Below are 25989 nucleotides of genomic sequence, written 5' to 3'. Positions count from 1 at the left end.
CGCCAAGCGACATGTACAGCGGCTTAATTATTATAACGTATCAGAGAACTTGTCTTATTGACAAATCTCTAAAAAAAACGCTTTGCATTCTACCTTTCGAAAGAATTCACGACAATACTACTAAAGGGAAGATAGCGAAAAATTCTCATAAAAAGTGGGGGAATTATGTCCAATATTATCGAATCTGCGACAGTTGAAGATATTGCACTCTATTTACAGCGAGAAGAAGGGCTGGAGGCAAAACTTGCCCATGAGCAAGCGGTACGAGTAATTAATGGATTTCACGACATGATGGAGAAGGGAATCATTAAAGGCTGGTACTTCAATGAACAAAGTCATTTAGAGCTACTTCCTAGCGATAGTGCGCTCAAAATCATAGCGAACCAGAAGTGACTTGCAAATTGCACAATGCAAATTGCAGCGATATTTGCAATATGCCAATAATTGCATTGTGTGGTACCTACCACCCTGTATTACGACAAAATAGCGGTATGAATTTCCGGCATCACAATTGCATTGTCTATATAACCAGACACCAATAACGACAGTTGGAGCCGATCATGAAACAGTCTATACCGCTACTTTTTCAACAGCGCCATGTTTTGCCTGGTGGAAGAATGCCAATCCGTGTCGCACCCGGCCCACAAATGGAAGCATTCAAAGTTGCTCTAACCTGCTGCAATGGCTTCGGTATCTGTATGTTTGATGAAGCCGAACATGGTCATCACTTCTTCCATATCGGAACTCGGGTAACTGTCGAAGACTTTGACACGTCAGCTCTAGATGGCTCACTCATAGTAACGGTCTACGCCCATGAGAATTTTCGAATTAACTCCCTAGAACAAGACGACAACGGAGTCTTCTCTGGTGAATATGACGTTATTCCGCAGTGGCCCGAAGTCGAAATTCGCAACGATCAGCGCATCCTTGCCGAAAAACTCAAACAGATGTTTAACAAGCATCCTGAACTCAACCAGCTAAACCTGGAAAAAGAATTCAATAATCTGAGCTGGCTCTGTCAGCGCTGGCTAGAGATATTGCCAGTCCCTGCCTGTGAAAAACAAGCACTGCTGAATACGCCTAACTGCCAAGATACCTACGATTACTTAATGAGTATCATGCAAAAACCCCATTAGCATGCTTCACCCCGTACACTGTCGTTTAAATGTGTCGCTTACCTCCCGATTCTAAATACGGGAGTTTTTTTGTCACATTGACACCGTGCGTGACTTATAGTCCATCTTGCTATGGGTTATTTGAAATGAACATAGCGATTTGTATAAACTGGCGCTTCTATTTTGATAAATGATTGATGCAACTACGGCTATGACTACAACAAATATTGCTGACGTTAAAATTGTTGCCATCGGCGGCGGACATGGCCTTGGTAGGATCCTATCGGCGCTCTCAGACTATGGATCGCAAATCACAGGCATTGTCACCACGACGGATAATGGGGGGTCCACTGGCCGTATTCGAGCCTGTCAGGGAGGAATTGCCTGGGGAGATACTCGAAATTGTATTAACCAGCTCATCACGGAACCTTCAATTGGCTCAATGATCTTTGAATACCGATTTCGTGGCAATGGTGAGTTAAGTGGCCATAATCTTGGTAACTTGATGCTAAAAGCGCTGGATAACCTCTCTATCCGCCCTTTAGAGGCAATCAACCTGATCCGCGACATGCTCAAAGTTGAAACTCATATTGTCCCAATGTCTGAGCACCCAGCGGATCTTTCGGCCATGATACAAAGTGGTGAAGTGATTTGTGGCGAAACCAGCGTCGACGAATTGCAAGAAGTTCCGCAGCGTCTATATGTCGAGCCGGCTGTACCGGCAACAAAAGAAGCAGTGACCGCGATCGAGGATGCTGATTTAATCTTGCTCGGACCAGGCAGCTTCTTAACCAGTGTGATGCCACCATTACTACTTAAAGAGATTGAGCTAGCGCTAAAAGGTTGTAGTGCCAAAATTATCTTTATTACCAACCTAGACAAAGAAAAGGGGCCGGCAGGTATGATGTCTCTCGATGTCATGCTGCATTGGTGTGAGAGATCAATGGGAGGACGCCAAGTCGATGGCGTCCTATCTGACCAGCGCTGTTCAGAATTAGATCCTCGATATCGTCAGATTATTGAAGACTTAGCATCGAGCAACCACGAATGGCGCCATGACCGCGAAAAATTAAAGCATGCGATTGATAAGCTCATCGTTGCTTGCTAGTTGCTTATATTTTACCGCCATGCCCTGCACCATCTGTCGAAATTCAGGCAGATGGTCATTCATCCACTGGTCCTGTCCCTGCTTCATCCGAGACTCACACTCTTGCGCCATTTCCGCTAATTCATCGGCACCAAAGCTTGCTGCGCTGCTTTTAATCGCATGGCTGATTTCTCTAACCTGACTCACCGACGGTTGATCAGATAACTGACGTAAGTACTGCTCCAACTCGTCACTGAAGACATTCAGCAACAATGTTACCGTATCTTGACCGACTTCCTCAGATAAGCGTTTGATTGTAAATGCATTAATACTCGCTGCCATTTATTTTATCTCCCTGTTACTACCTGCCGCTTCCTGCCAGGCTTGTAATTTTCTGTATATCGTCGATGGGCTGACTTCCAATAACCCCGCAGCTCGCGGAATATTCCCCTCACAAGCATCAATCGCCGCCTGAATAGCTCGCTTTTCAACAATCCACAGCGGTTCAATTTGCGTTTTATCAACTGGATGATGATGAGAAACGCCATCGCGAATGTCCGCACTTTTCTGCGGTTCAGCCGTTAGTTGAACTGTATGTGCAATTTCTGCGCCAGCTCCACCAATTATCGGTGGTGGCACCATTTGCATCGTGACCTCTTCACCCGTATTCAATACCACAATGTTACGGATCACATTCTGCAGCTCACGTACATTTCCCTGCCAGCTATGCCTTTGAAACAAATTGATAACGTCAGGAGAGAAGCGGCTAAAATTCTTTCCCTCCTCTACCGACATCAAAGCCAACAAAGCATGTGCTATTTCAATCACATCCTCACCACGGTCTCTTAGTGGTGGCAGCGTGACAGGAATCACATGAAGGCGATAATAGAGATCTTCACGGAAACGTCCCTCCTGAACCTCAACCCATGGGTTACGGTTCGTTGCACATACAAAACGCACATCCACTGTACTCGTTTTGGATGAACCTACCTTTTGATATGTTCCCGTCTGGATAAAACGAAGTAACTTACTCTGCAAATCCAAATCCATTTCGCAAAGTTCATCGAGGAACAGTGTGCCATTACTAGCCAGCTCAACGGCCCCTTGGCGTTCCGTCGAGGCTCCGGTAAATGCACCCTTTACATGACCAAACAGTTCGCTTTCAATCAGTTCTTTTGGAATCGCTGCACAGTTCAAGGCAACAAAAGGCTGATCATTTCGTGGGCTTGCCGCATGAACAGCCTCCGCACAAACCTCTTTACCGGTTCCACTTTCACCGGTAATAAACACTGTCGCTTTACTGGCAGCAGCAGACTCAATAACCCGGTACACGGCCTGCATCGGTAGACTATTACCAATGAAGCCCTGATACTGTGCCCCGCCCTGCTTGGACTTCTGACGCTCTTTCGGCGCTTTATTTTCTTCTTTCAGTGCATTATTTACGGTGATCCGCAAGCGGTCCGCTTCGCATGGCTTGATCAAAAAGTCCTGAGCACCGTGGCGCATCGCCTCAACAGCAACGTCGATTGAGCCATGTGCTGTCATAATTACAACAGGTATATTGCCGTGATCACGACGAACAGATTCCAGCACTTCCATGCCAGTCATGTCCGGCAGGCGTAGATCGAGCAAAATTAGGTCTGGAGTAATATCTTTGACGAAGGTAAGTGCTTCCGTCCCCGTCCCGACAATATTGACCGTTAAACCTAGGGGGTTTAGGTAAGATTTGTACAAGGCCGCTACCGAGGCGGTATCTTCTACCATTAATACTTGTCGTTGAACTGACCTGCTTTCCATTGCCCCTCCAAAGCCTTTCTCTCTAAACTAATTGTAATCAAAAGAGAAAAAACTGTTATGAGAAATTTCATTATTTCCAAATTCTCATTATGAATCGCATATTGATTTGCAAAATGCAAATAACAAACCAATAGATAGAGAAAATGGTGACAAATTACTCGGCAAGCGTCGCAAAAAAGTGCAATTTGGTGCGATAAAAAAGTTGGCACGATGCCTGCATTATATAAAGTGACTCTTTCCTGAGAGTCAACCTAGCCAACTGACGTTGTTTGTGGAATTATTTCACTAAAACAATGACGCCAACCGAATCTATTATCGGTTGGCTTTTTTTTTGCGGGTAGAAAAAGAAAGGGGCAAGAAGCCACTTCGAGAAGCCATACCAAAAGCCCGTACAGGCTCCTAACAACTTTAGCTATTTACAATGAACTGCTCTCGCATCGTATGTATCTTGTCGCGTAGTTCTGCGGCTTTCTCAAACTCTAGATTCTGCGCCAAATCATACATTTCAGATTCAAGCTGTTGAATTCTAGTTTCCAGCTGTTGTGGCGACATCGTACTGTAAGTTCCTTTTTGCTCGGCAACTTGATGAAGTTGTGCAGCCTTATTTGGTTTACTGCGTTTACCTGGCTGGCCCAGCTCCATGATATCGGATACAGCCTTGTTCAGCGCCTGAGGAACGATACCGTGTTTCTCGTTATGCTCATGCTGCTTTTCCCGCCGGCGATTAGTCTCGTTCATCGCCCGCTCCATTGAACCTGTAATTTTATCGGCATACAAGATTGCCCGACCTTCAAGGTTTCGTGCCGCACGACCGATAGTCTGGATCAACGAACGTTCAGAACGCAGGAATCCTTCCTTATCGGCATCCAAGATAGCCACCAGAGAAACCTCTGGCATATCCAAACCTTCTCGCAATAAGTTAATCCCGACCAATACATCAAACTCGCCAAGACGTAAGTCACGAATAATTTCAACCCGCTCGACTGTGTCTATATCAGAGTGCAAATAACGCACTCTGACACCATGCTCGTCAAGGTACTCGGTCAGATCTTCTGCCATCCGCTTCGTGAGTGTTGTTACCAGTACCCGCTCGCCCTTCGCCTCGCGGATCCTAATTTCAGACAGCAGATCATCAACCTGAGTGGCGACAGGACGCACTTCAAGCTGGGGATCCAGTAACCCGGTAGGTCGAACAACCTGTTCGGCAATGTCACCTCCGGATTGCTCAATCTCATACTTACCTGGCGTCGCTGAAACATACAGGGTCTGCGGGGCCAGCGACTCGAACTCTTCGAATTTGAGTGGACGGTTATCCAATGCCGACGGTAATCTGAAACCGTACTCAACAAGGTTCTCTTTACGAGATCGGTCACCGCGGTACATCGCCCCAATCTGCGAAACGGTGACATGGGATTCATCGATAATAAGCAGGCCATCAGCCGGCAGATAGTCAAACAGAGTCGGGGGCGGCTCGCCTTCAGCACGACCACTTAGGTAGCGCGAGTAGTTCTCGATACCGGAGCAAAACCCAAGTTCATTCATCATTTCAATATCAAACTGGGTTCGCTGAGATATTCGCTGCTCTTCCACCAGCTTGTTGCTATCCATGAGCTGTTTTTTACGAGCGTCAAGATCAACCTTGATCTGCTCTACAGCTTCTAGAACACGTTCTCGAGGGGTCACATAGTGGGTCTTGGGATAAATCGTACAACGAGGCAAATCACGCTGTAACACAGCGCCTGTCAGCGGATCAAAGGCACTGATACAATCGACTTCTTCGTCAAACAGTTCGATACGGACAGCATCTTTCTCCGATTCTGCCGGAAAAATATCAATCACTTCTCCCCGAACACGGAATGTTCCTCGCTCGAAAGCAACATCATTGCGTTTGTATTGCAGCTCAGCCAGACGGCGTAAAATGTCACGCTGATCCAGCACATCGCCTCGGCGAACATGCAACATCATCTTAAGATAGGAGTCCGGATCACCAAGGCCATAAATCGCCGACACAGAAGCGATAATAATGACGTCGCGTCGTTCCATCAACGCCTTGGTCGCCGATAGCCGCATTTGCTCAATATGAGCGTTGACCGACGCATCCTTCTCTATAAAGGTGTCAGTTGTCGGAACATACGCTTCCGGCTGATAATAGTCATAATACGAAACAAAATACTCTACGGCATTGTCAGGAAAGAACTCTTTCATTTCACCATACAGTTGTGCCGCCAGTGTTTTGTTTGGTGCCATGATCAACGTCGGCCGATTAGCCTCTGCAATAACATTGGCAACGGTGAAAGTCTTCCCCGAGCCGGTCACCCCCAGCAACGTTTGGTGAGCAAGACCTGCATCCAACCCTTCCAGTAACTGATTGATCGCAGTAGGCTGATCGCCGGAAGGGGAAAAGCGGGACGATAGATTAAACGTTTTGCTCATGCTGAAGTTCCGTAGTAATGACCATAAGACATTTTGCTATTATGAATGGACATGTCAATAAACAAGCAAAAGACCGTACTATGAATTCTCTGCCGAAGACAAAAAAATCACAAAAAAGGCAAGTACAAGGATTGAACAATTTCATTCATAGGCGTATTATCACCGCCCACGGGCAAAAATGACTTTGTTCAGCTATGCTTCAGACAGCTTGCAACGAGCATATAAAATTCCTCTAAATCATTATCCGCAAGAGGGATCATCCACAGCTTTTCCAACAATTGATTCAAATCAATTCACAAGTAGAATTATATCTAACATTCTCTAAAGCATTTATTCTAATTGATTCATATATATTCAAGCTCTTTTTCCTATATCGCTATATTACAACTATTTATTGCCCCGCCCTCTAACCGCTCAAAATATAACCACCCCGCTATACCTATAGCCAAAGCAGGATTTCCCAAGTATCCATCAACATACTTATCCACAGTTTCCGTGGATAAGTCTCCTAAACCCTTGCAGTCTATAGGCTGACCAAAATCAAGTGAATTTTCTTCGTAATTTTAGATGTCAGTTTTGGAGGGAATGACTACTGATGTCTGCTAGACGAAATCAAAACGGCAGACCGAAGTCTGCCGTTATCTTATGCTAAGTGCTATCTAACAACGCAGCCTAACAGCTATGTTCCATCAGGAACTGAATATCTTGATGTGCTGAGTAGTAAACAGGCTCGCTGTCATAGCTAAAGAGTTTTAGATCTTTGCCATTTGCACAGTGGTAGCTTAATTTCCCATCATGCAGGTGAAGCCAGGTCCCTTCAGGGATACCCACTACAGGTTCGTGCTTGTTCACTTCCAGGAATTCTTGAATACGCTCATCTCGGGTTTCTCCGTTATGGCCTTCAACTTTCGCTTCCAAGTAGTGCGGATTAATTTGGAACGGCACCAAATTCAAAGAAGGTAATACAGCACCGGTAATAATCGGCATATCATTCGTCGTCCGGATAGTCGGGCATGTAATATTCGTACCGGCACTCCATCCTATATAAGGTACACCACTGTCAAGCACCGCCTTACGTATTGGGCCCACAAGACCTAGATCGTGTAATGTCTTGTTCAACACCCAGGTATTACCGCCGCTAACCAAAATACCATCAGCAGCTTTTAGTGCTGCAACCGGATCATCAGCTTGATGTAGGCCAGACACGTGGCAGTCAAGTCCAAGTGCATCAAATGTCTGTTGCACCATTGCCACCCGATCATCATGACTTGAACGAATAACGGCGTAAGGGATCAAAACCCAATTCCTGGCGCCAGTCCGTTTTACTTGCTCTACAATCGCTTCACTCGCAAAACCCATCACATGTTCGTTACCGGCAATTTTGCCGTTACTCAACATTAAAATATCCATCTTTAAATCCTTACGAGTATTCAATAACTGTCAGTACCAATGCCACTAGCATACTGCCAACCAGTGGTGCTAATTTTTGATTTTGCGCACATAGGCAATATAAAGAACTGCCAGTTCTGCAATTATTTAATATATATCCCCAAAATACAGCTCATCGACAAAAGAATAAAAACAACACAATTACATTCGCAAGTAGCTGGATACAACAGGCAATCACAATTGTCATACATAAGCTCAACAAATACTCGGTATTCTGAAGCATGTGGATGCTGTTATCTCTTTGACGCCTTATCATCAAGCAATAACTGATGGAAAAATCAGCAATCTTAAAAAACCCTGCAAGACAGGAGTTGTTATAGCTTGTGCAAAGGAAGATAATATGCAGATCTCTAGAGCAATTATAATTAAGACGGTATGACTGAATACCTACTACTACTCGTAGGTACAGTGTTGGTTAACAACTTTGTACTGGTAAAATTTTTAGGCTTATGCCCGTTTATGGGTGTATCTAAGAAACTGGAAACAGCAATTGGCATGGGTTTGGCAACAACGTTTGTACTCACCCTGGCATCGGTGTGTGCCTATCTTGTCGAGGCATATATTCTCGTACCTCTTGGTATTCAATACCTCAGAACTCTCAGCTTTATCCTGGTGATTGCTGTCGTGGTTCAGTTTACCGAGATGGTGGTCCATAAAACCAGCCCGACTCTATATCGTCTACTGGGAATATTCCTGCCACTGATCACGACTAACTGTGCGGTTTTAGGTGTTGCACTCCTTAACATCAACGAACGACACAACTTCATTGAATCCGTAATTTATGGCTTCGGTGCTGCAGTTGGCTTTTCTTTGGTATTGGTACTATTTGCGTCTATGCGTGAGCGTATCGCAGCAGCAGATGTTCCTAGTCCATTTAAAGGAGCGTCTATCGCCATGATCACCGCCGGCCTGATGTCTCTTGCCTTTATGGGCTTTACTGGATTGGTGAAACTTTAAAATGAGCGGAATTTTAATTGCAGTTATTGCAATCGCAGTCCTTGCCGCGATTTTTGGCCTTGTGCTTGGCTTTGCCTCTATTCGCTTCAAAGTCGAAGCCGATCCAATCGTCGAGCAAATCGAAAGCATTTTGCCACAAACCCAATGTGGTCAATGTGGCTATCCTGGCTGCCGCCCCTACGCGGAAGCCATTGCAAACGGTGATGATATTAACAAATGCCCTCCTGGCGGCCAGCAAACAATAGAGAAACTGGCTGATCTTATGGGGGTAGATGTTCAGGATTCGGTTCATGACGACGACAAAGGCCTGAAAAAAGTTGCATTTATCCATGAAGATATGTGCATCGGCTGTACCAAATGCATCCAGGCATGCCCTGTTGATGCTATCGTCGGTGGCACCAAAGCCTTACATACTGTTATTAAAGATGAATGTACCGGTTGCGATCTCTGTGTCGCGCCTTGTCCGACCGACTGTATCGAAATGGTCCCGGTAGAAATGACCCCGGAAAGCTGGAAGTGGGAGCTCAACCAAATCCCCGTCGTCAATATTCCAACAGATACTATCGCCAACAAGGTAGAGTAACCATGCTGACAATCATCGAACAAATTAAACAGGGTCAGCTGTGGGATTTCCCGGGTGGAATTCATCCACCAGAGCAGAAAACCCTATCCAGCCATTCGAAAATCGCCGAGGCCCAGCTCCCATCTGAGCTAATATTGCCCCTGAAACAGCACATTGGTGCGGTGGGCGATATGCTGGTATCTGCCGGAGATAAGGTGCTCAAAGGCCAGGTACTGACACATGCTGACGTTGCAATGAGCGTACCTATCCATGCACCGACATCGGGTACTATCAAAGCCGTTAAACCTCATACTATCGCCCATCCTTCCGGCTTATCCGATCTCTGTATTATTATTGAGCCCGACGGCAATGATTGCTGGGGTAGGAAAACGACTATCACAGATTATCGTCATACCGAGCCGGCGGATCTTATTGATCATATCCGCCTGCACGGGATCTCGGGCATGGGGGGAGCTGGCTTTCCTACCGGGCGAAAACTGCAAAGTGGTTTGGGAAAAACAGACGTCCTGATCATCAATGCTGCGGAGTGCGAGCCTTATATCACAGCCGATGACAGGCTGATGCAGGACAACGCACTTGATGTCGTAGAAGGTATTCGGATCCTAAACCATATTCTTGCCCCTAAACTCACTATCATCGGTATTGAGGATAACAAGCCAGAAGCCATCGAAGCGCTGCAGCGCTGCATTTCTAAGGAGGACGGTATCGTTATTCGAGCCATTCCGACTAAGTATCCTTCTGGTGGCGAGAAACAATTAATCAAGGTTCTGACGGGCAAAGAGGTCCCGGCAAAAGGGATACCTGCTGATATTGGCATTATGATGCACAATGTCGGAACAACGCATGCGATTAAACGTGCCGTTATCGACGGAGAACCGCTGATCCAGCGTGTCGTTACCGTTACGGGCCAAACGTTCAAACAGCCAGGTAACACCTGGGCTTTACTAGGAACACCTGTCAACTTTCTACTGGAGCGTTTTGGCTATAAAGCCGATAAAAAGCTACCTCGTGTGATCATGGGTGGCCCGATGATGGGCTTTACCCTGCCTCATTGTGATGTTCCGATCACCAAAATCGCCAACTGTATTCTGGCCCCGACACGCAAGGAAATATCGCCGACCAACCATGAAATGTCCTGTATCCGCTGTACGGCGTGTGCTGAAGCATGCCCGGTATCACTGCTGCCGCAACAGCTACAGTGGTACGCAAAAGATCAGGATTTTGCCAAGTGTGAAGAATACAACCTGTTTGACTGTATTGAATGTGGTGCCTGTGCCTATGTCTGCCCAAGTGAAATCCCGTTAGTTCAATACTATCGCCAGGCCAAAGCTGAAATCCGTCTTCGCAAGCAAGATGAAATTAATGCTGAACGAGCCAAACAACGCTTTGAGGCCAAAAAGGCACGTTTGGAACGAGACAAGGCTGAACGTGAAAGCCGCTTTAAGAAAGCCGCCGATGATCGCCGCAAAGAGATGTCCTCCTCTGGTGGTGATGATGCCGTGGCAGCCGCTATTGCACGTGTAAAAGCCAAGCAGGCTGCTACTACCAACACAGAGGCCGAGACAAGCAAGAAGCCAGCTGTTGCTGCTGCTATCGCCCGAGCGAAAGCTAAACAAGCGGCTGCTCAATCCGATACCAGCCAAGAATCAGTCCCTGACAATACTGAGATGGCAAAACTTCGCGAAGAGCGCAAGCGTCAGGCCCGTGAACGCAAAGCAGCTAAGCAAGCAGAAAGTTCAGCGGTTCTAACCGAGCAAAGCGCGAGTGGTGATGCCAAGAAAAACGTTGATCCGAAGAAAGCCGCTGTCGCTGCTGCCATTGCTCGAGCCAAGGCTCGCAAGGCTGCTCAGGCATCCGAGCAAACAACAGTTGATAAAACTCAGGACAAACCAGCCAATACGGCAACTGAGGAAGACGTTGATCCGAAGAAAGCCGCAGTCGCTGCGGCCGTTGCTCGAGCCAAAGCTCGCAAGGCTGCTCAGGCATCCGAGCAAACAGCTGTTCAAGCTCAGGACGAACCAGCCAATACGGCAGCTGAGGAAAACGTTGATCCAAAGAAAGCCGCTGTCGCTGCTGCCGTTGCTCGAGCCAAAGCTCGCAAGGCTGCTCAGGCATCCGAGCAAACAGCTGTTCAAGCTCAGGACGAACCAGCCAATACGGCAACTGAGGAAAACGTTGATCCGAAGAAAGCCGCTGTCGCTGCTGCCGTTGCTCGTGCCAAGGCTCGCAAGGCTGCTCAGGCATCCGAGCAAACAACAGTTGATAAAGCTCAGGACAAACCAGCTAATACGGCAACTGAGGAAAACGTTGATCCGAAGAAAGCCGCTGTCGCTGCCGCCGTTACTCGTGCCAAGGCTCGTAAAGCTGCCCAACAGGCAGCAAAAGATACACAACAGAATAGCGAGGAAAACTAACCGTGGCTTTTAATATTGCCAGTTCCCCCCATACACATAGCCGACGCAGTACCAGCGATATCATGCGGACTGTCATTCTCTGCTCGGCTTTTGGTATTGCCGCCCAATGGTTTTTCTTTGGCTGGGGTGTGCTGATCCAGGTTATTCTGGCTTCTACTGTCGCGATTGCTTCTGAAGCCGCGATACTGACATTACGTAAGCGCCCGGCATTCCCTTATCTACGTGATAACAGTGCCCTGCTTACCGGTATTTTAGTCGGGATTTCAATTCCGCCCTTAGCGCCTTGGTGGATCACGGTGATCGGGGTTGTCTTTGCTATTGTCATCGCCAAGCACTTATACGGCGGTCTTGGGCAGAACCTTTTCAACCCGGCGATGGTAGCGTATGTTGTCCTGCTGATTTCATTTCCGGTACAAATGACCACATGGCTGCCGCCATCGTCGATCATAGCCGAACCTGTTTCACTGCTTGATAGCCTATACACCGTCTTTACCGGCTTTACCCAGGACGGTTTCAGTGTTCACCAACTACGTATGTCCGTTGACGGGGTTACCATGGCTACGCCATTGGATACCTTGAAAACATCACTGACAACCGGTCATACCACAACCGAAACGCTAACGAATCCGATTTTTGGAATAATTGCCGGTGTAGGCTGGGAATGGGTAAATGCAGGCTTCCTGCTTGGAGGCTTATTACTGCTGAAAATGCGCATAATTCAATGGCAAATTCCTGCAAGCATGCTGGGTTCACTGTTTGTGATAAGTACCATCGTCTTCCTGTTCAACCCTGACGGGACGGCTTCACCTATCATCCACCTGTTCTCCGGCGCGACCATGCTAGGAGCATTCTTCATTGCAACCGATCCGGTATCAGCATCGACCACAGTTAAAGGACGCCTAATCTTTGGTGCATTAATAGGCATACTCGTTTATCTAATCCGCACCTGGGGAGGCTTCCCTGACGGTGTCGCATTCAGCGTCTTGCTGGCAAATATGTGTGTACCTTTAATCGACTATTACACACGTCCACGAACATACGGCCATTCATAGGAGCAAGCATGCTGATTGCAATGAAAAAAAACAGCGGAGTGCTGGCAGTATTTGCTTTGCTTGCTACGCTACTTGTGTCTGTCACACACTTGCTGACTGCCGGAAAAATTCAGGAACAGCAACAAAAAGAACTTCTTAAAGTTCTGAACCAGGTTATACCGGCTGAAAGCCATGACAACGAGCTTTATAAAAGCTGTACGCTTATTACCAGCGAGCAATACCTCGGAACACCAGCGCCTATGCCTGCGTATCTGGCAAAGAAAGAAGGCAAGGTTTCAGGTGTCGCCATTGAAGCTATTGCTCCCGGCGGTTACAACGGCGCAATTAAGGTGATTGTCGGCCTTGATACCTCAGGTGTTGTCACTGGCGTGCGCGTACTAAGTCACAATGAAACCCCCGGACTCGGCGATAAGATAGATACTCGAATAACCGACTGGATATACAGCTTTACCGGCAAAAAACTCCAGGGAGAGAAAGATGCCAACTGGGCTGTACGCAAAGACGGTGGCAACTTTGACCAATTTACCGGGGCAACCATTACTCCGCGCGCTGTAGTCGGTGCTGTAAAAAATGTGTCGCTGTATTACCAGCGCCACCAGCAAGAACTATTTAATCAACCTCTGAATTGTCAGGGCAACTCATGAGCATGAATAAAGAACTGATGAAAAATGGCCTGTGGACCAACAACCCGGCTATCGTTCAACTACTGGGGCTTTGCCCTCTTTTGGCAGTATCGGCAACCGTAACCAATGCCCTCGGTCTTGGGCTTGCAACAACTGCGGTGCTGATCGGCTCCAACCTAATCGTCTCTTTGGTACGCCAATGGGTACCATCGGAAGTCCGGATCCCGGTTTTCGTTATGATCATTGCGGCACTGGTTACCTGTGTCCAGCTATTGATGAACGCCTTCACCTACGGACTCTATCAATCACTGGGGATCTTCATTCCTCTGATTGTGACCAATTGCATCATTATTGGTCGAGCTGAATCTTTTGCCTCTAAAAACGATCCGATCCCCGCGGTATGGGATGGATTGTGGATGGGCATGGGATTAACTTCAACGCTAGTTGTGCTTGGCGCAATGCGTGAAATCTTGGGCAATGGTACCTTATTCGATGGTGCAGATCGTCTGCTTGGAGACTGGGCGGCATCATTGCGTATCGAAGTCTTCAGCTTCGACAGCAACTTCTTGCTGGCCATGTTGCCACCCGGCGCCTTTATCGGCGTAGGGTTCATCATCGCACTCAAAAATGTTATTGATAAAAAACGCGAGCAGAAAACGGCTGATGCACAAGCCAAGCCGGCGATTGAACGTGCTCGGGTAACCTCGGCAAATTAAAAACACAATAATAAACCGCAGTTAGCTTTATTCATTAACAGGCAGCTCAACCTGTTTCTGGCCCTACACCAGATGGATAACTCGCTGCGGTATCAGCCAAGAATTATTAGGAAGCAAAATGAACAATGAAAAACGCGTTCAGATACTTGAACGCCTGCGAACTGAAAATCCCCACCCAGAAACCGAACTACACTGGAGCTCTCCTTTCGAACTGCTTATCGCTGTACTTCTATCTGCCCAGGCAACGGATGTCAGCGTCAACAAAGCAACAGACAAACTCTACCCGGTAGCCAATACTCCTCAAGCGATATTTAATCTAGGTGTTGAAGGGGTCAAAGAATATATCAAAACCATCGGCCTGTTTAACTCCAAGGCTGAAAACGTCATCAAAACGTGCAGAATCCTACTTGAACAGCATGGTGGGGAAGTACCTGAAAATAGAGAAGCCTTAGAAGCTCTACCTGGTGTCGGCCGCAAAACGGCAAATGTCGTCCTCAATACCGCCTTCGGCTGGCCGACCATTGCTGTCGATACCCATATCTTTCGTGTATCAAACCGAACCAAGCTCGCGATGGGCAAGAATGTTGATCAGGTCGAACAGAAACTACTGAAGGTCGTCCCTAAAGAGTTCAAGGTCGATGTGCACCACTGGCTGATCCTACACGGCCGCTATACCTGTGTTGCCCGCAAACCCCGTTGTGGCAGCTGTATTATTGAAGATCTTTGTGAATACAAAGATAAAGTTTATCCAGACGAATAACACTGCCTAACAAATCAAATTAACGGCTGTCAATTTGAAGCCATTAATTTGATTATGCGTTCAAAATGACACATCAAATCAACTTATGAGTGAATTACGAGGCAATTGTCGCACAATATAATCCACCGCACGCACACCACATATAAAACCACGCGCATAAGTAATACAATTTGGGCCTGATATCTTTCTTTTCTTGTTCTACCTTCAGCGTAGATGAGCTTTAGTGGTAATATTATGTTCATTAACTTATCAATTTCCCAGCGCTTACTTTTTCCTAGCCTCGTAATTTCTCTGCTTATTCTGCTTGGGAGTTTTATCAGCACCAGACAGATCGAACAACAAAACCAAATTACCGGATTTATCTTTGAAAAAATAAGTCCAGCACTACTCCGCCATGAAGATGGAAACAAAGATATCTTTCAGGCTATGGATGCAATGAAAAGCTATGTCTTAGCCTCTTCAGATAAGCAGAGACAAAAAGCGAAGGAAAACTACGATAGCAATATTTTCAAAGCGGCCCCCCGTATTGGATTCGCAAAAGAAGTCGCTGCGATCCCTGGAACCTCTATCTCAATTAATGTTATAGAAGCAACACTTCGTAATATTGAACAATTAAAGCATGAGATGGACATCATCATGAATACTCCTCATGAACTGTCTGAAGAAGTATACCAACAAAGAATTGATCGAATTAACCAGACTCTGGATACCACGATTTCTTCAGCAAAAACTGTTCACAGAGAGCTATTAGACTCAGAGCAGGTGCTACTATCGCAGTCAGCGACAGAATCCGCTCAATCTTATTATTATATTCTGCTAATTGGCGTCTTAACCGCTTTCATCGTTATTTTAACCGCCGTAGGCATCGCTCGTTACCTCAGCAAGCGTATCAAGCTATTGAGCAATCAAGTAGTTGATCTAACAAAAGGTAATGGTGACCTGACAGTTCGCCTTGCCGTAACTGATAACGATGAACTGGGCCAACTTTGTCATACTTTTGATTATTTTATTGATTCGCTTCATCACACTTTAAAAAGTGTTGTAGATGAAAGCAAACAAGTTTCAGCAAATCTGATTGAACTACAACATCAGGCACATCAGACCAATACTTTAATGACAGTTCAGCAGAATGAAACTCAGAGTGTGGTGTTATCCGTTCAGGAATTTACCAACTCCGCTCAAGATGTCACAACCCAAGCACAAGATGCCAAAATGTATTCAGAACAAGCACAAGTACAGACAAGTCTCGGCAATAATGCGATTAACCTGACATTCAATGCGATTACCAAACTTGAACTGGATATAAACGAAACATCTTCAATGGTCAAGCAATTAGAAAATGACATCTCCGGTATAAATCATGTGATTGATGTTATTCGGACCATAGCAGAACAAACCAATTTGTTAGCTCTGAATGCCGCGATTGAATCTGCTCGTGCTGGAGAACAGGGTCGCGGATTTGCGGTTGTTGCTGATGAAGTTAGATGCCTAGCTTCTAAAACACAAGCTAGCACCCGTGAAATTGAATCGATGCTACACAGCCTTCAACTGTCGGCTTCGCAAGCAGTCGATAAAATGGCATCCAGCCAATCGTCATCAGAGATAACGCTCAATGAGGCACATAAAACAAAGGATGCCTTCCAGCACCTAGTAACTGTGATTGAAAAGATCAAAGAGAGCAATGAACAGATAGCGACCGCCGCCAACCAACAACATACTGTAAGTGATGAGATAAATGCCAATACACAACGTATCTCAGAGATGACCCTAGGGTCTTTAGAGCAAGCCATAGCTTCGGCAAATACTGCCGATAATTCTCAGGGGCAGATGCAAATCATGAAACAGCATTTAGAGCGCTTCAAAATCTAAACGCAATTGATCACCATTAACAATGCTCTATTATAATACCCACCCTGACTATAATTACGTACCACCGGAGGCACTATGGCAAACGGACGCATTCTTCATACTATGTTGCGCGTAGGCGATCTCGATCGCTCTATTCAGTTTTATACCGATATCATGGGCATGCAGCTACTTCGCAAACATGACAATGAGGCCTATCAATATACGCTTGCTTTTGTTGGCTATGGCGATGAATCAGAAGGAGCTGTCATCGAGCTAACCTATAATTGGGGCACCACAGACTATGAAATGGGAAATGCTTTTGGCCATATAGCTATTGGGGTTGCGGACATCTACGCAACCTGCGATGCCATTAAAACAGCTGGGGGCAACGTTACCCGGGAGCCTGGCCCAGTAAAAGGCGGAACAACACACATTGCATTCGTAACCGATCCGGATGGGTATAAAATCGAGCTGATCCAGCGCGGTTAACTTTCATTAGTTCAGCTATCACTGTAAGCAAAGCCTGTATCAGGCTTTGCTTACACAGACCCCAGTAGCAACTACTCTACTTTACCGAAATATTCCGTAACAGTGGCGCGATATTCATTGTCTTTATTCGGATCATTAAACTCAATTGAATAGAAAGGCATCACGCTGTCTTTCAACCTCTCAGCAATTAGCAGCTCTAGATTTTCAACACTTACCGTGCTGGTCACTTCATAAGTGTCTGCACGATTGAGTTCCATCTCATCAGCTTGATCTTGCGAGATCTGCTTCGCGGCAACCTCACTGGCTAAATCTTTCTCGACTTTACTTGCTTCGCTGCCTATTACCGAATCATCGGCAAAAACTAAGCCGGAACCGAACATTAGTATCAACAAAAGCTTCTTCATAACCACCGCCTTTTCTTAATATGTATTTTTATATTCCCCTCTCAATTTAGCTCTTTCGGTAGTTACTTCAGTTCCAAAAATAAGAAAGGCGAGTAGCACCACAAAACACAAGGTTGATAATGGTATTGATTCTCATTAAGATAAATAAAAACTAAGAGAGAACGATCATGTCATTCAATTTTCCTGAACTCCCTTACTCCTACCATGCACTCGAGCCATATATTGACGCCAAAACAATGGAGATACACCATAGCCGCCATCATAAAACCTATTTCGACAAGTTTATGACTGCGATTGCCAATACCGCGCTCGAACAACAATCCCTGCATGATATTTTTGCCACTGTGTCCCAACAATCACCGGCAGTCAGAAATCACGGGGGTGGTTTTTTTAACCACAACCTTTACTGGCTGTGTATGTCGCCCAATGGAGGCGGACAGCCTGGCGGCCTGCTAGCAGAAGCCATTAACTGCCACTTCGGCAGTTTTGCACATTTCAAAGCTGCTTTTTCCGATGCCGCTGCCAACCACTTTGGCTCAGGTTTTATCTGGCTTTCCGTCAATGATGGTCGGCTAGAAATATCCTCTACCAGCAATCAAGACAACCCTCTGATGGATGTCGCCGACAACCGTGGTGAACCCATATTAGCGCTTGATGTCTGGGAACACGCTTACTACATCAGTTACCAAAATAAACGCCCTGACTATATTGAAGCCTGGTGGCATGTTGTCGACTGGCAACAAATCGAATTACATTTTATCGAGGCATTACAGCAGCAGTAACTAAGGGAATAATCATGAATGTATCACGCTGGGAGCGACATACCTTGTTGGCAGCAGAAGCCGAGGAGAGTAATAAGCCAATGATGTCTGTGATCCACTACCAACTGGCTTTGGCTGAGTCACAGCAGTTAGAGCCCGTTCTCGGAACACGTGAAGAGCTAGAGGACTTATTGACTATCAAAATCACGTCTTGCCACAATTTGGCTTCATTTTGGCGCAAGGCTGGGGACAACGAATATGAACTGAAGTACTTGCAGCTCGCCTCAGAACAAGTGATGGCACTTATTCCACAATGCCCGCGTAAAGAGTGTGATGCATTTGTTGATACATTGGGATGCTGTAAATCGGCCTTGGTCTCGTTTCTAAAACGCCATCCTAACCCAGCGGTTGCACGGCAACTCGAACATATCAGTGACAGTAACCAATGCGAGCTGATCGCCAAGTTCCGCCTTCATTGATCGCAGAACGACTCATAAGTCGGAGACTCAAAAACAAAAAGCGAGATACCATCGATATCTCGCTTTTTGTTCTTGTCACCGTCAAAGAATACTCACTTACGTGCTAGATAATTGTTCGACCTAACGAAATCACAACACGACGGTTTTGGTTACGCCCGATAGGCGTTGAATTATCGGCAATAGGACGGCGCTTACCATAAGCCTCAACCTGAATCCGGTTTTTTGGCAGTCCCATTTCCATAAAGTACGCTTCCAGCTTCTTGGCCCGCCGCTCCGACAGAGCCTGGTTCACGTTCTTCCCTCCCCGAGAATCGGTATATGTCGCCACAAGCACTAAATCGACATCATCGCTATAGCGAACAAAGTCTGTGATCTGAGCCAAACGCTGGCGTGATGATTTATTCAGCTCGTCACTATCCTGATCATAATGCAGAATGGTAAAGGCGATATCGTCAAAACTGTATGGCAGCAAATTATCAAGGCACTGACTAAATTGCTGATAAGGTGACTGGAACGCAACAGCAGAAAGCCCGACTTCTATTCGCTTATTTCGATGTTGCCAATCCTGGTAGCTCAATGTCGGGTAGCGTCCGCTTTCAAGCTCAGCCAACATTGCCCAAGCCATCTGCCCACCGATATAGCCATCAAATTGTTTGAAGAATGTAATTTTGGTGATCGGCTCGGCCGCATCACCCGGCATCCAGCGCGGCGGCATCGACACTAAGCTCACATTTCGCGTTTCCCCCATTGGCCGGCGCATTTTAAGCTCAAAATCAAGATTGATTTTCTTGCTCGCACGGGAGGTAAACTGCGCTTCGCCAAAGTTTGGAATTGAATGGAGCATTCTACATTCCAATGGCGTATCAACGGCAACTTTCCAGCTCGATTGCGCTGGCGTGGCCACATATTGCTTATTTGCCATAACAGGGCTACTTGCTGTCGCAACGGCCAGCAATGCCCCTGCCAAGCACAATAATGTTGTTGTTTTGCCCATATTCCTACCACCGGCTCAATCGTAATGCTGACTATTGTATCGGATCTGACAGAAAAATCTTTAGTCACCTGCCGTGTTGTGAATTAGGGTTTAGCTCCAGTTATGAATCTGACATAATGCGCTCTTCATTTTTATCAACCACAGTGCTATGAGCCAAGATAACGAACTAAACACCTTAAAAAGTCGCTTTCGCGGCTACTTTCCCGTCGTCATTGATGTTGAAACTGCTGGCTTTAACGCCAAAACAGATGCCCTGCTCGAGATCTGCGCAGTCACCCTGCAAATGGATGAAGAAGGCTGGTTAAAGCCTGCTTCTACTATCCATTATCATGTGGTGCCGTTTGAAGGTGCCGTGATTCACAAAGAAGCATTGGAGTTCAACGGCATCCGTGATCCGTTCAGTCCGCTCCGAGGGGCTGTATCTGAAGAGACGGCACTGAAAGAGATCTATAAGCAAATCCGTAAGGAACAAAAAGCCGCAGGCTGTTCCCGTGCGATCATGGTCGCTCACAATGCAAATTTTGATCACAGCTTTGTTATGGCCGCCTCTGAACGAGCCAAGCTAAAACGCAATCCCTTCCACCCATTTGCAACATTCGACACGGCGGCTTTGAGTGGTTTGGCATTCGGACAAACGGTGTTGGCCAAGGCCTGTAGCACAGCCGGAATTCCATTTGATAACAAAGAAGCGCACTCCGCTCTCTACGACACCGAACGAACTGCAGAACTATTTTGCGAGATTGTTAACAAATGGAAGAAATTAGGTGGATGGCCACTTTTCGAACCTCAAACTGAAAATAGTGAAGAACCTCAAAATTAAAACACGCCGAACTCATCGGACCACTTAAAGCCCCGCACCCTGTGGGGTTTTAGAGTGATGTTTCCAAACGCTCAATTTATTTTTGTGAGACTGTTAACAAATGAAAACATTAGACAAATAACCACTTTCTGAACCTCAAACAGAAAAAAACACAGTGTCTCAAAAATTAAACACGCAAAACTCATCAGACCTCCTATGGACCCAGTTATGCTGGGCTTTTAGAATCATGTTTCTAAACGGCCATTTTATTTAAAACATACGTTTAAAACATAATTATATTGCATACCATTCGATTGTCGATTTTCCACAAAAACAACGTGTTACAACGGGTTAACATTTTTATTTTTCATCCTTATACTGATTAATACTGTTTCATATCGTTTCAGATTGATTCTATGAAGGAATTCTCGCGTGCGCATAATCACCCTGTGTCATAACAACACAAAACCAACATGCCAGAGCAACATGCCTTGTTCTGAACGCGTTAAACATAGAGCCTGTTTTATCTGACTCGGCGTGGAACCGTATCTCACTTATTTGTTTTTCCTTCATGGAATGAAGAACAAGAACAAGAAGCAAAGATCAGAGAGGCAAATATAATAATGTCCAGAAAAATAACACTAACCGCCGTTGCCGTAACCGCGGCATTAATGTCTATCAATGTCAACGCTGCTGGCTTTCAGGTAAACGAACATTCTGCTTCTGGCTTAGGCAGAGCGTTCTCAGGGGAAGCAGCTGTCGCAGATAATGCGTCAGTATTAGCTCGCAACCCTGCCGCAATGACCCTTTTTAAAACCGCTGAGTTGTCTGGTGGATTAACCATTGTCGATCCTAATATCGAAGTTAGAGACAATGATTTCGGTCAAACGGCAAAAGATGTCGCACCTCTAGCTTTAGTACCCGCAGGTTATTATATTCATCCCGTCAACGATCGCTTCGCGGTCGGGCTGGCACTGTTTACCAGCTACGGTGTTGCAACTGAATACCCGGCAGATTTTAACGCAGGCTCCGCTGCCGGTGAGACCTCGCTGATAACACTGAACTTCAACCCCAATATTGCCTACCGCATTAATGAAAATTTCAGCATCGGCGGTGGTGTCAGCCTCGTCTACGGCGATGCCGAGCTTACGCGCTTTTTGGGGTCACTCGCTACCGTTGCAGGTGGTGAACCTAGTGATCAAAGTATGAAAATGGAAGGGGATACCACAGGCTGGGGCTGGAACATCGGCGCACTCTATGAAATCAATGACAACCATCGTTTCGGGCTGAGCTATCGCTCGCAGGTTGACCTGGATTTTGAGGGCGATTTTACCGATTACACTGGCCTCATTACCGGTACAGCCAATAATACGGTTCCCGGTGACCTTTCTGTTGTTCTACCCGCTATTGCAGAATTCTCCGGCTACCACGCTCTGAATAACCAATGGGCTGTTCACTATAGTATTCAGTGGATTCAATACAGCAAATTTGAAGAACTGCGAGGTACCGGAGACCAATGTAACCCTGGCTATAATGGACAAGCCGGTGTTTGCCTTCTGAAAGAAGAAGATTATGACGATAATGCCCGTTACTCAATCGGGGCAACCTACACCCTCAATCCGGAATGGACCCTTCGTGCCGGTTTTGCCTTCGACGAGCAAGCAGGCAAATCAACCCTAAGTATTCCTGATACAGACCGTTACTGGTACTCAGCAGGAGCTACCTATGCCTACAGCAAAAGCATGTCATTTGATGTTGCCCTGACCTATCTAGACGGTAAAGAAACCACCTTTGTGGAAGATGGTACCTCATTCACCTCTTCCGGTGGTGCAATTATCAGCGCCGCGCAAATCAATTATAAATTCTAGGACTCTGTAGCCCCACAAAGCTGCAATATGATTTGAAGATAGGGATATAACATGAAAAAGAATATTCTAGCGATACTCATTGCATCAAGTATTGGCTTATATGGCTGCGGTAACGAAGGAGAAGTTACAGGCAAACCAACAATTGATCCAATCATCGAAAAGAGCCTGAAAGCAGAAACTAAGATCAAATTTGACTTAATTTCCAATCCAAGTGCTCCGGTTGTAATCAAACCGACCTACCTGGCCATGGATAAAAACGATGGAACCCTAGCCACCGAAAAATTAGCAAAAGATCCGACTAAATGGTCCGATCCGCTTGTGACTATGGGTAAGACCGACGGTTGGAGTACCAACCAACCAATAATCATCGACTTTACCGGCAATGATTTGGACAGCGCAACCGCCGCTGATGGATTTTACTTGCTAGAAACTGGCGATCCGACATCCAAAGATTATGCCAGCATACCCCCCAAGCGACTGACCCAGGCTAACGGTGATTTCAAAGTTTTTGCCTCAGGAAAAACCTTGACTGTATTGCTGACCAAGCCATTAAAACCGGCTAGCCAATATCAATTTGCTGTCACCTCTGATTTAAAAGATATCAAAGGCAACGAAGTCGGTATGACTAACAGCTATGCCGTTTTGAAATCAACGACAAAAGCGCCAGTCAAAGAACTCGAACCAGCACAGGATCTAACCCATGCTAGTGAGGCAACGTTTGCAGTAGCCGGGATTGATAAAAACAAGATCATCTTTACCAGCTGGTTTACTACCGCCTCGGCGGGTGACGTTCTGTTTGCAGGAAAAGCCGCAACAGCGCTTGCATTGAAAAACGGTGCAGCGAGTGTATGGCAGGGGTCCGCAATCGGTGATGTCTCCGCGACAGATTTAGCCAAGCTTTATACAATGACCCCCCCTACATCAGCGGGGAATACTGTCGGTGGAACGAACGAAGTCTATACCGGAAAAGTATATCTGCCTTACTTCCTCGAAACAGCGGCTGACAAGTTCTCGACCACTCCGTGGCAAAGCGGCATGCCAAGCTTGGCTGCCATCAAGAACCTGCTGGGAGACGAAACGGCAAGCAGCGCTGACAAAGCCATCGTAATGCAGAAGCTGACAACCTGGGGCATCACCCAGGACGACCTTGAAAATGTAGGCTCCGATCCGGCTGTGCAGCTAAAAGTCCTTCCTCTGTTAACAGGAAAGACGATCACCCTGTCCGACGGAAACCAGCTTGATAGCGATCGCCTAATAACACGCTACAGCCCGGTACCAAAACTCAAATCAGTGCAGGAAGTTGAGTACACCTTAGTCCTGCCACCGGCTGCCAGCGGTTGCCAAGCGAATGAAAAAAACACCGTCAGCATATACCAGCACGGGATCACGGCAAGCAAAGAAGAGCTGAAAACCAGTTCATTGCCAGATACCATCATCGACAGCACCTGTAACGCAATCTTTGCGATTGACCTGCCTTTACATGGTACACGTGGCGTAACAATTCCAGGAGCAGGTACGATTACAGCATCGACCAAGCCTGAAATCTTCCTAAACCTTGAAACATTACCGGTAGGACGAGACAACCTGCGCCAGAGCGTCATGGACCAAATCAACCTTCGTGTTGCTATCGGCAGATTATTTGCCTCCATTAAGCAAGGAAATGCGGGTGCGATGGGAACATTTGGCTGGCTAAACCCAGACAAAGGCGTCAGTTACATCGGCCACTCTTTAGGTGCAATGACCGGGGTTGCTTTAGGCAACGTTGCCAACCGCCCACTCGGCACATCTGCTGCAGACCAGCAAAATGATGCGCTGTTCTTTAATATCAACAAACTGGCACTTGCCAACCCGGGCGCCGGTATTCCATATCTTCTTTTGGAGTCCGGAAACTTCGGCAACTTTGTAAAAGGCAACCTGCTGGCAGGGGCCAAGCCTAGCTTCAAAGCATTTTGTAGTGCAAAGGGTTGGGACTATAAAACCTGTTATGGAAATTATGAAGCGGCTCTGATTGGTAATGGTGATCCCACATCCATTGCAACCCTAACCGAGGTATATAAAAACTTCAGTGACTTTGCCTATGCCGCACAAACGATTCTGGATACCATTGATCCTCTCAACCATGCTCCGCAGATCAGCAGCGGGCTGCCGGTCTACCTATCAATGGTGAAGGACGACAACACAATTCCAAATCAACTTACGTTCGGGAGTACAGTCCCTGGCACAACAATCAAAAAGCCTTACTCAAAATTTGGCGGAACCTTGCCATTGGCCGACGAAAGCCTACTAAACCTGACGGTCACCAATAGCAATGTATTGTCTTTGGTCAAACATGTTACCTACTTCACGGAAGGTGTTCATAACAGCCAGAAGCAAGATCGTGATGATTCTGGTGCAGACAATGCAACCGGCGAAATGCAAGATCACATTGCCAGCATGGCCAATGGTGACGGTACAAGCCTAACGGTCCCGAATAACAACTCAGTTCTTTCGGCAACCTTACCAGAATCCTCAACTAAGCAATTTGGTTTCTAACTTGGACCAAAAACAAAAAGGCTAGCCATCCGGCTAGCCTTTCCTTTATCCAATAGCGATCAAAAATCGCCTGTAAGTTACTTACAGATCATCGGTATGCTCAGACAGGTACTTCGCCACCCCTTGCGGTGACGCATCCATTCCTTCCTTGCCTTTTTCCCACTGCGCCGGGCACACTTCACCGTTCTTTTCATGGAACTGAAGCGCATCAACCATTCGCAGCATTTCATCGATATTACGGCCCAACGGCAAATCATTCACCACTTGGTGGCGAACCATACCTTCTTTGTCAATCAGGAATGAACCACGGAATGCCACACCGGCTTCAGGATGCTCCACATCATACGCCTTGCAGATCTCATGTTTGGTATCGGCAACCAAAGGATACTGAACCGGGCCAATACCGCCATCTTCCACCGCCGTATTGCGCCATGCGTTATGAGAGAACTGTGAATCAATCGAAACTCCGATCACCTCCACACCTTTGGCTTGGAAGTCAGCAAAACGCTTGTCGAAAGCAATCAGCTCAGAGGGACAAACAAAGGTAAAATCCAGCGGATAGAAGAAAATAACCGCCGCTTTCCCCTGCGTGTGCTGTTTCAAATTAAACTGCTCGACGATTTCGCCATTGCCGAGAACTGCTGCAGCAGTAAAGTCAGGGGCAGGACGGCCTACTAGTACACTCATAACAAACTCCATTTAGTGAATCCCCTACCAAGTGATGACAGGCAAGGCATTGCGTTCGATAATCAGCGCTAACATATTGTTATCGCTAACGGTTATACATAGTGTTCATTGCAGGAACAGTATAGGCACAGCTTTGCGACAA

General features: G+C 46.5%; 24 protein-coding genes. 17 read left to right on the top strand and 7 right to left on the bottom strand.

Annotation, left to right across the window (positions count from 1 at the left end; translation table 11 throughout):
* Positions 1–165: 165 nt before the first annotated feature.
* The 3 genes from EDI28_RS01415 to yvcK all read left to right on the top strand — a co-directional run bounded on the left by EDI28_RS01415 (position 166) and on the right by yvcK (position 2223).
* Positions 166–393: a hypothetical protein gene (locus tag EDI28_RS01415; RefSeq protein ID WP_128782056.1), complete on the top strand. Its 228-nt coding sequence runs from the start codon at positions 166–168 to the stop codon at positions 391–393.
* Between the two features lie 167 nt (positions 394–560).
* Positions 561–1136, top strand: a complete 576-nt coding sequence (locus tag EDI28_RS01410) for an LON peptidase substrate-binding domain-containing protein (RefSeq protein WP_128782055.1) — start codon at positions 561–563, stop codon at positions 1134–1136.
* A 190-nt stretch (positions 1137–1326) separates the two neighbouring features.
* Entirely contained in the window at positions 1327–2223 is an 897-nt protein-coding gene (gene yvcK, locus EDI28_RS01405) for a uridine diphosphate-N-acetylglucosamine-binding protein YvcK (protein WP_128782054.1), read from the top strand.
* On the opposite strand, the gene EDI28_RS01400 is transcribed toward yvcK, so the two are convergent.
* From EDI28_RS01400 to pepE, 4 genes are all read right to left on the bottom strand, one after another.
* The gene (locus EDI28_RS01400; RefSeq protein WP_128782053.1) at positions 2185–2544 is read right to left on the bottom strand and encodes an Hpt domain-containing protein; all 360 of its coding nucleotides are present in this window, start codon (positions 2542–2544) and stop codon (positions 2185–2187) included. The genes yvcK and EDI28_RS01400 overlap by 39 nt on opposite strands.
* Positions 2545–3999 carry a quorum-sensing sigma-54 dependent transcriptional regulator LuxO gene (gene luxO / locus EDI28_RS01395; RefSeq protein WP_128782052.1) on the bottom strand — a complete coding sequence of 485 codons (1455 nt, stop codon included), beginning with the start codon at positions 3997–3999 and terminating at the stop codon, positions 2545–2547. It abuts the gene before it with no gap.
* Positions 4000–4407: 408 nt separating this feature from the next.
* Positions 4408–6432 carry an excinuclease ABC subunit UvrB gene (uvrB, locus tag EDI28_RS01390; RefSeq protein WP_128782051.1) on the bottom strand — a complete coding sequence of 675 codons (2025 nt, stop codon included), beginning with the start codon at positions 6430–6432 and terminating at the stop codon, positions 4408–4410.
* A gap of 672 nt (positions 6433–7104) precedes the next feature.
* Positions 7105–7842: a dipeptidase PepE gene (gene pepE / locus EDI28_RS01385; RefSeq protein WP_128782050.1), complete on the bottom strand. Its 738-nt coding sequence runs from the start codon at positions 7840–7842 to the stop codon at positions 7105–7107.
* 414 nt (positions 7843–8256) lie between these two features.
* Between pepE and rsxA the strand changes: the two genes are divergently transcribed.
* From rsxA to gloA, 9 genes are all read left to right on the top strand, one after another.
* Positions 8257–8838 carry an electron transport complex subunit RsxA gene (gene rsxA, locus EDI28_RS01380; protein ID WP_128782049.1) on the top strand — a complete coding sequence of 194 codons (582 nt, stop codon included), beginning with the start codon at positions 8257–8259 and terminating at the stop codon, positions 8836–8838.
* 1 nt (position 8839) lies between these two features.
* Positions 8840–9421 carry an electron transport complex subunit RsxB gene (gene rsxB / locus EDI28_RS01375; protein WP_128782048.1) on the top strand — a complete coding sequence of 194 codons (582 nt, stop codon included), beginning with the start codon at positions 8840–8842 and terminating at the stop codon, positions 9419–9421.
* Positions 9422–9423: 2 nt separating this feature from the next.
* A complete protein-coding gene (gene rsxC, locus EDI28_RS01370; protein ID WP_128782047.1) occupies positions 9424–11835 on the top strand; it encodes an electron transport complex subunit RsxC in 2412 nt (803 codons plus the stop codon).
* Between the two features lie 2 nt (positions 11836–11837).
* The gene (gene rsxD / locus EDI28_RS01365) at positions 11838–12887 is read left to right on the top strand and encodes an electron transport complex subunit RsxD (RefSeq protein ID WP_128782046.1); all 1050 of its coding nucleotides are present in this window, start codon (positions 11838–11840) and stop codon (positions 12885–12887) included.
* Between the two features lie 8 nt (positions 12888–12895).
* Entirely contained in the window at positions 12896–13531 is a 636-nt protein-coding gene (gene rsxG, locus EDI28_RS01360) for an electron transport complex subunit RsxG (protein ID WP_128782045.1), read from the top strand.
* Positions 13528–14226: an electron transport complex subunit E gene (locus EDI28_RS01355; RefSeq protein ID WP_128782044.1), complete on the top strand. Its 699-nt coding sequence runs from the start codon at positions 13528–13530 to the stop codon at positions 14224–14226. The genes rsxG and EDI28_RS01355 overlap by 4 nt, the downstream gene beginning before the upstream one ends.
* A 118-nt stretch (positions 14227–14344) precedes the next feature.
* Positions 14345–14986 (top strand): endonuclease III, encoded by a 642-nt coding sequence (gene nth, locus EDI28_RS01350; protein ID WP_128782043.1) that lies wholly within the window; start codon positions 14345–14347, stop codon positions 14984–14986.
* 234 nt (positions 14987–15220) lie between these two features.
* A complete protein-coding gene (locus tag EDI28_RS01345; RefSeq protein ID WP_164918454.1) occupies positions 15221–16855 on the top strand; it encodes a methyl-accepting chemotaxis protein in 1635 nt (544 codons plus the stop codon).
* Between the two features lie 75 nt (positions 16856–16930).
* Positions 16931–17323, top strand: a complete 393-nt coding sequence (gene gloA / locus EDI28_RS01340) for a lactoylglutathione lyase (RefSeq protein WP_128782041.1) — start codon at positions 16931–16933, stop codon at positions 17321–17323.
* A gap of 71 nt (positions 17324–17394) precedes the next feature.
* On the opposite strand, the gene EDI28_RS01335 is transcribed toward gloA, so the two are convergent.
* Complete coding sequence (locus EDI28_RS01335; RefSeq protein WP_233353244.1) at positions 17395–17727, bottom strand: hypothetical protein; 333 nt, start codon at positions 17725–17727, stop codon at positions 17395–17397.
* A 167-nt stretch (positions 17728–17894) separates the two neighbouring features.
* On the opposite strand from EDI28_RS01335, the gene EDI28_RS01330 reads away from it, so the two are divergent.
* Both EDI28_RS01330 and EDI28_RS01325 read left to right on the top strand, forming a co-directional pair.
* Positions 17895–18509 carry a superoxide dismutase gene (locus tag EDI28_RS01330; RefSeq protein ID WP_128782040.1) on the top strand — a complete coding sequence of 205 codons (615 nt, stop codon included), beginning with the start codon at positions 17895–17897 and terminating at the stop codon, positions 18507–18509.
* 14 nt (positions 18510–18523) lie between these two features.
* Positions 18524–18967: a DUF2753 domain-containing protein gene (locus tag EDI28_RS01325; protein WP_128782039.1), complete on the top strand. Its 444-nt coding sequence runs from the start codon at positions 18524–18526 to the stop codon at positions 18965–18967.
* 103 nt (positions 18968–19070) lie between these two features.
* Here EDI28_RS01325 and motY read toward each other — a convergent pair whose 3' ends face one another.
* Entirely contained in the window at positions 19071–19961 is an 891-nt protein-coding gene (gene motY / locus EDI28_RS01320; protein WP_128782038.1) for a flagellar protein MotY, read from the bottom strand.
* Between the two features lie 148 nt (positions 19962–20109).
* On the opposite strand from motY, the gene rnt reads away from it, so the two are divergent.
* The 3 genes from rnt (at position 20110) to EDI28_RS01305 (ending at position 25160) form a co-directional block, all read left to right on the top strand.
* Complete coding sequence (rnt, locus tag EDI28_RS01315; RefSeq protein WP_128782037.1) at positions 20110–20781, top strand: ribonuclease T; 672 nt, start codon at positions 20110–20112, stop codon at positions 20779–20781.
* Between the two features lie 602 nt (positions 20782–21383).
* A complete protein-coding gene (locus tag EDI28_RS01310) occupies positions 21384–22628 on the top strand; it encodes an outer membrane protein transport protein (protein WP_128782036.1) in 1245 nt (414 codons plus the stop codon).
* A gap of 51 nt (positions 22629–22679) precedes the next feature.
* Positions 22680–25160 (top strand): VolA/Pla-1 family phospholipase, encoded by a 2481-nt coding sequence (locus EDI28_RS01305; RefSeq protein ID WP_128782035.1) that lies wholly within the window; start codon positions 22680–22682, stop codon positions 25158–25160.
* An 81-nt stretch (positions 25161–25241) separates the two neighbouring features.
* Here the strand turns inward: EDI28_RS01305 and EDI28_RS01300 are convergent, their stop codons facing one another.
* Positions 25242–25847 (bottom strand): peroxiredoxin C, encoded by a 606-nt coding sequence (locus EDI28_RS01300; RefSeq protein ID WP_128782034.1) that lies wholly within the window; start codon positions 25845–25847, stop codon positions 25242–25244.
* Positions 25848–25989: the final 142 nt, after the last annotated feature.

The sequence above is a fragment of the Photobacterium chitinilyticum genome, assembly GCF_004104355.1.
GTDB classification, from domain to species: domain Bacteria; phylum Pseudomonadota; class Gammaproteobacteria; order Enterobacterales; family Vibrionaceae; genus Photobacterium; species Photobacterium chitinilyticum.
The sequence above is the reverse complement of the archived record's forward strand: the minus strand, read 5'-3'. Positions and strand labels throughout refer to the sequence as shown.

Bases quoted from the DNA above. Each gene is read 5' to 3' on its own strand.
- EDI28_RS01325 (WP_128782039.1), top strand. From the start codon at position 18,524: ATGAATGTATCACGCTGGGAGCGACATACCTTGTTGGCAGCAGAAGCC.
- pepE (WP_128782050.1), bottom strand. From the start codon at position 7,842: ATGGATATTTTAATGTTGAGTAACGGCAAAATTGCCGGTAACGAACAT.
- EDI28_RS01400 (WP_128782053.1), bottom strand. From the start codon at position 2,544: ATGGCAGCGAGTATTAATGCATTTACAATCAAACGCTTATCTGAGGAA.
- gloA (WP_128782041.1), top strand. From the start codon at position 16,931: ATGGCAAACGGACGCATTCTTCATACTATGTTGCGCGTAGGCGATCTC.
- EDI28_RS01335 (WP_233353244.1), bottom strand. From the start codon at position 17,727: ATGAAGAAGCTTTTGTTGATACTAATGTTCGGTTCCGGCTTAGTTTTT.
- EDI28_RS01410 (WP_128782055.1), top strand. From the start codon at position 561: ATGAAACAGTCTATACCGCTACTTTTTCAACAGCGCCATGTTTTGCCT.
- yvcK (WP_128782054.1), top strand. From the start codon at position 1,327: ATGACTACAACAAATATTGCTGACGTTAAAATTGTTGCCATCGGCGGC.
- EDI28_RS01305 (WP_128782035.1), top strand. From the start codon at position 22,680: ATGAAAAAGAATATTCTAGCGATACTCATTGCATCAAGTATTGGCTTA.
- EDI28_RS01330 (WP_128782040.1), top strand. From the start codon at position 17,895: ATGTCATTCAATTTTCCTGAACTCCCTTACTCCTACCATGCACTCGAG.
- EDI28_RS01310 (WP_128782036.1), top strand. From the start codon at position 21,384: ATGTCCAGAAAAATAACACTAACCGCCGTTGCCGTAACCGCGGCATTA.
- luxO (WP_128782052.1), bottom strand. From the start codon at position 3,999: ATGGAAAGCAGGTCAGTTCAACGACAAGTATTAATGGTAGAAGATACC.
- rsxC (WP_128782047.1), top strand. From the start codon at position 9,424: ATGCTGACAATCATCGAACAAATTAAACAGGGTCAGCTGTGGGATTTC.
- EDI28_RS01415 (WP_128782056.1), top strand. From the start codon at position 166: ATGTCCAATATTATCGAATCTGCGACAGTTGAAGATATTGCACTCTAT.
- EDI28_RS01345 (WP_164918454.1), top strand. From the start codon at position 15,221: ATGTTCATTAACTTATCAATTTCCCAGCGCTTACTTTTTCCTAGCCTC.
- uvrB (WP_128782051.1), bottom strand. From the start codon at position 6,432: ATGAGCAAAACGTTTAATCTATCGTCCCGCTTTTCCCCTTCCGGCGAT.
- EDI28_RS01300 (WP_128782034.1), bottom strand. From the start codon at position 25,847: ATGAGTGTACTAGTAGGCCGTCCTGCCCCTGACTTTACTGCTGCAGCA.
- rsxG (WP_128782045.1), top strand. From the start codon at position 12,896: ATGCTGATTGCAATGAAAAAAAACAGCGGAGTGCTGGCAGTATTTGCT.
- EDI28_RS01355 (WP_128782044.1), top strand. From the start codon at position 13,528: ATGAGCATGAATAAAGAACTGATGAAAAATGGCCTGTGGACCAACAAC.
- rnt (WP_128782037.1), top strand. From the start codon at position 20,110: ATGAGCCAAGATAACGAACTAAACACCTTAAAAAGTCGCTTTCGCGGC.
- nth (WP_128782043.1), top strand. From the start codon at position 14,345: ATGAACAATGAAAAACGCGTTCAGATACTTGAACGCCTGCGAACTGAA.
- motY (WP_128782038.1), bottom strand. From the start codon at position 19,961: ATGGGCAAAACAACAACATTATTGTGCTTGGCAGGGGCATTGCTGGCC.
- rsxB (WP_128782048.1), top strand. From the start codon at position 8,840: ATGAGCGGAATTTTAATTGCAGTTATTGCAATCGCAGTCCTTGCCGCG.
- rsxA (WP_128782049.1), top strand. From the start codon at position 8,257: ATGACTGAATACCTACTACTACTCGTAGGTACAGTGTTGGTTAACAAC.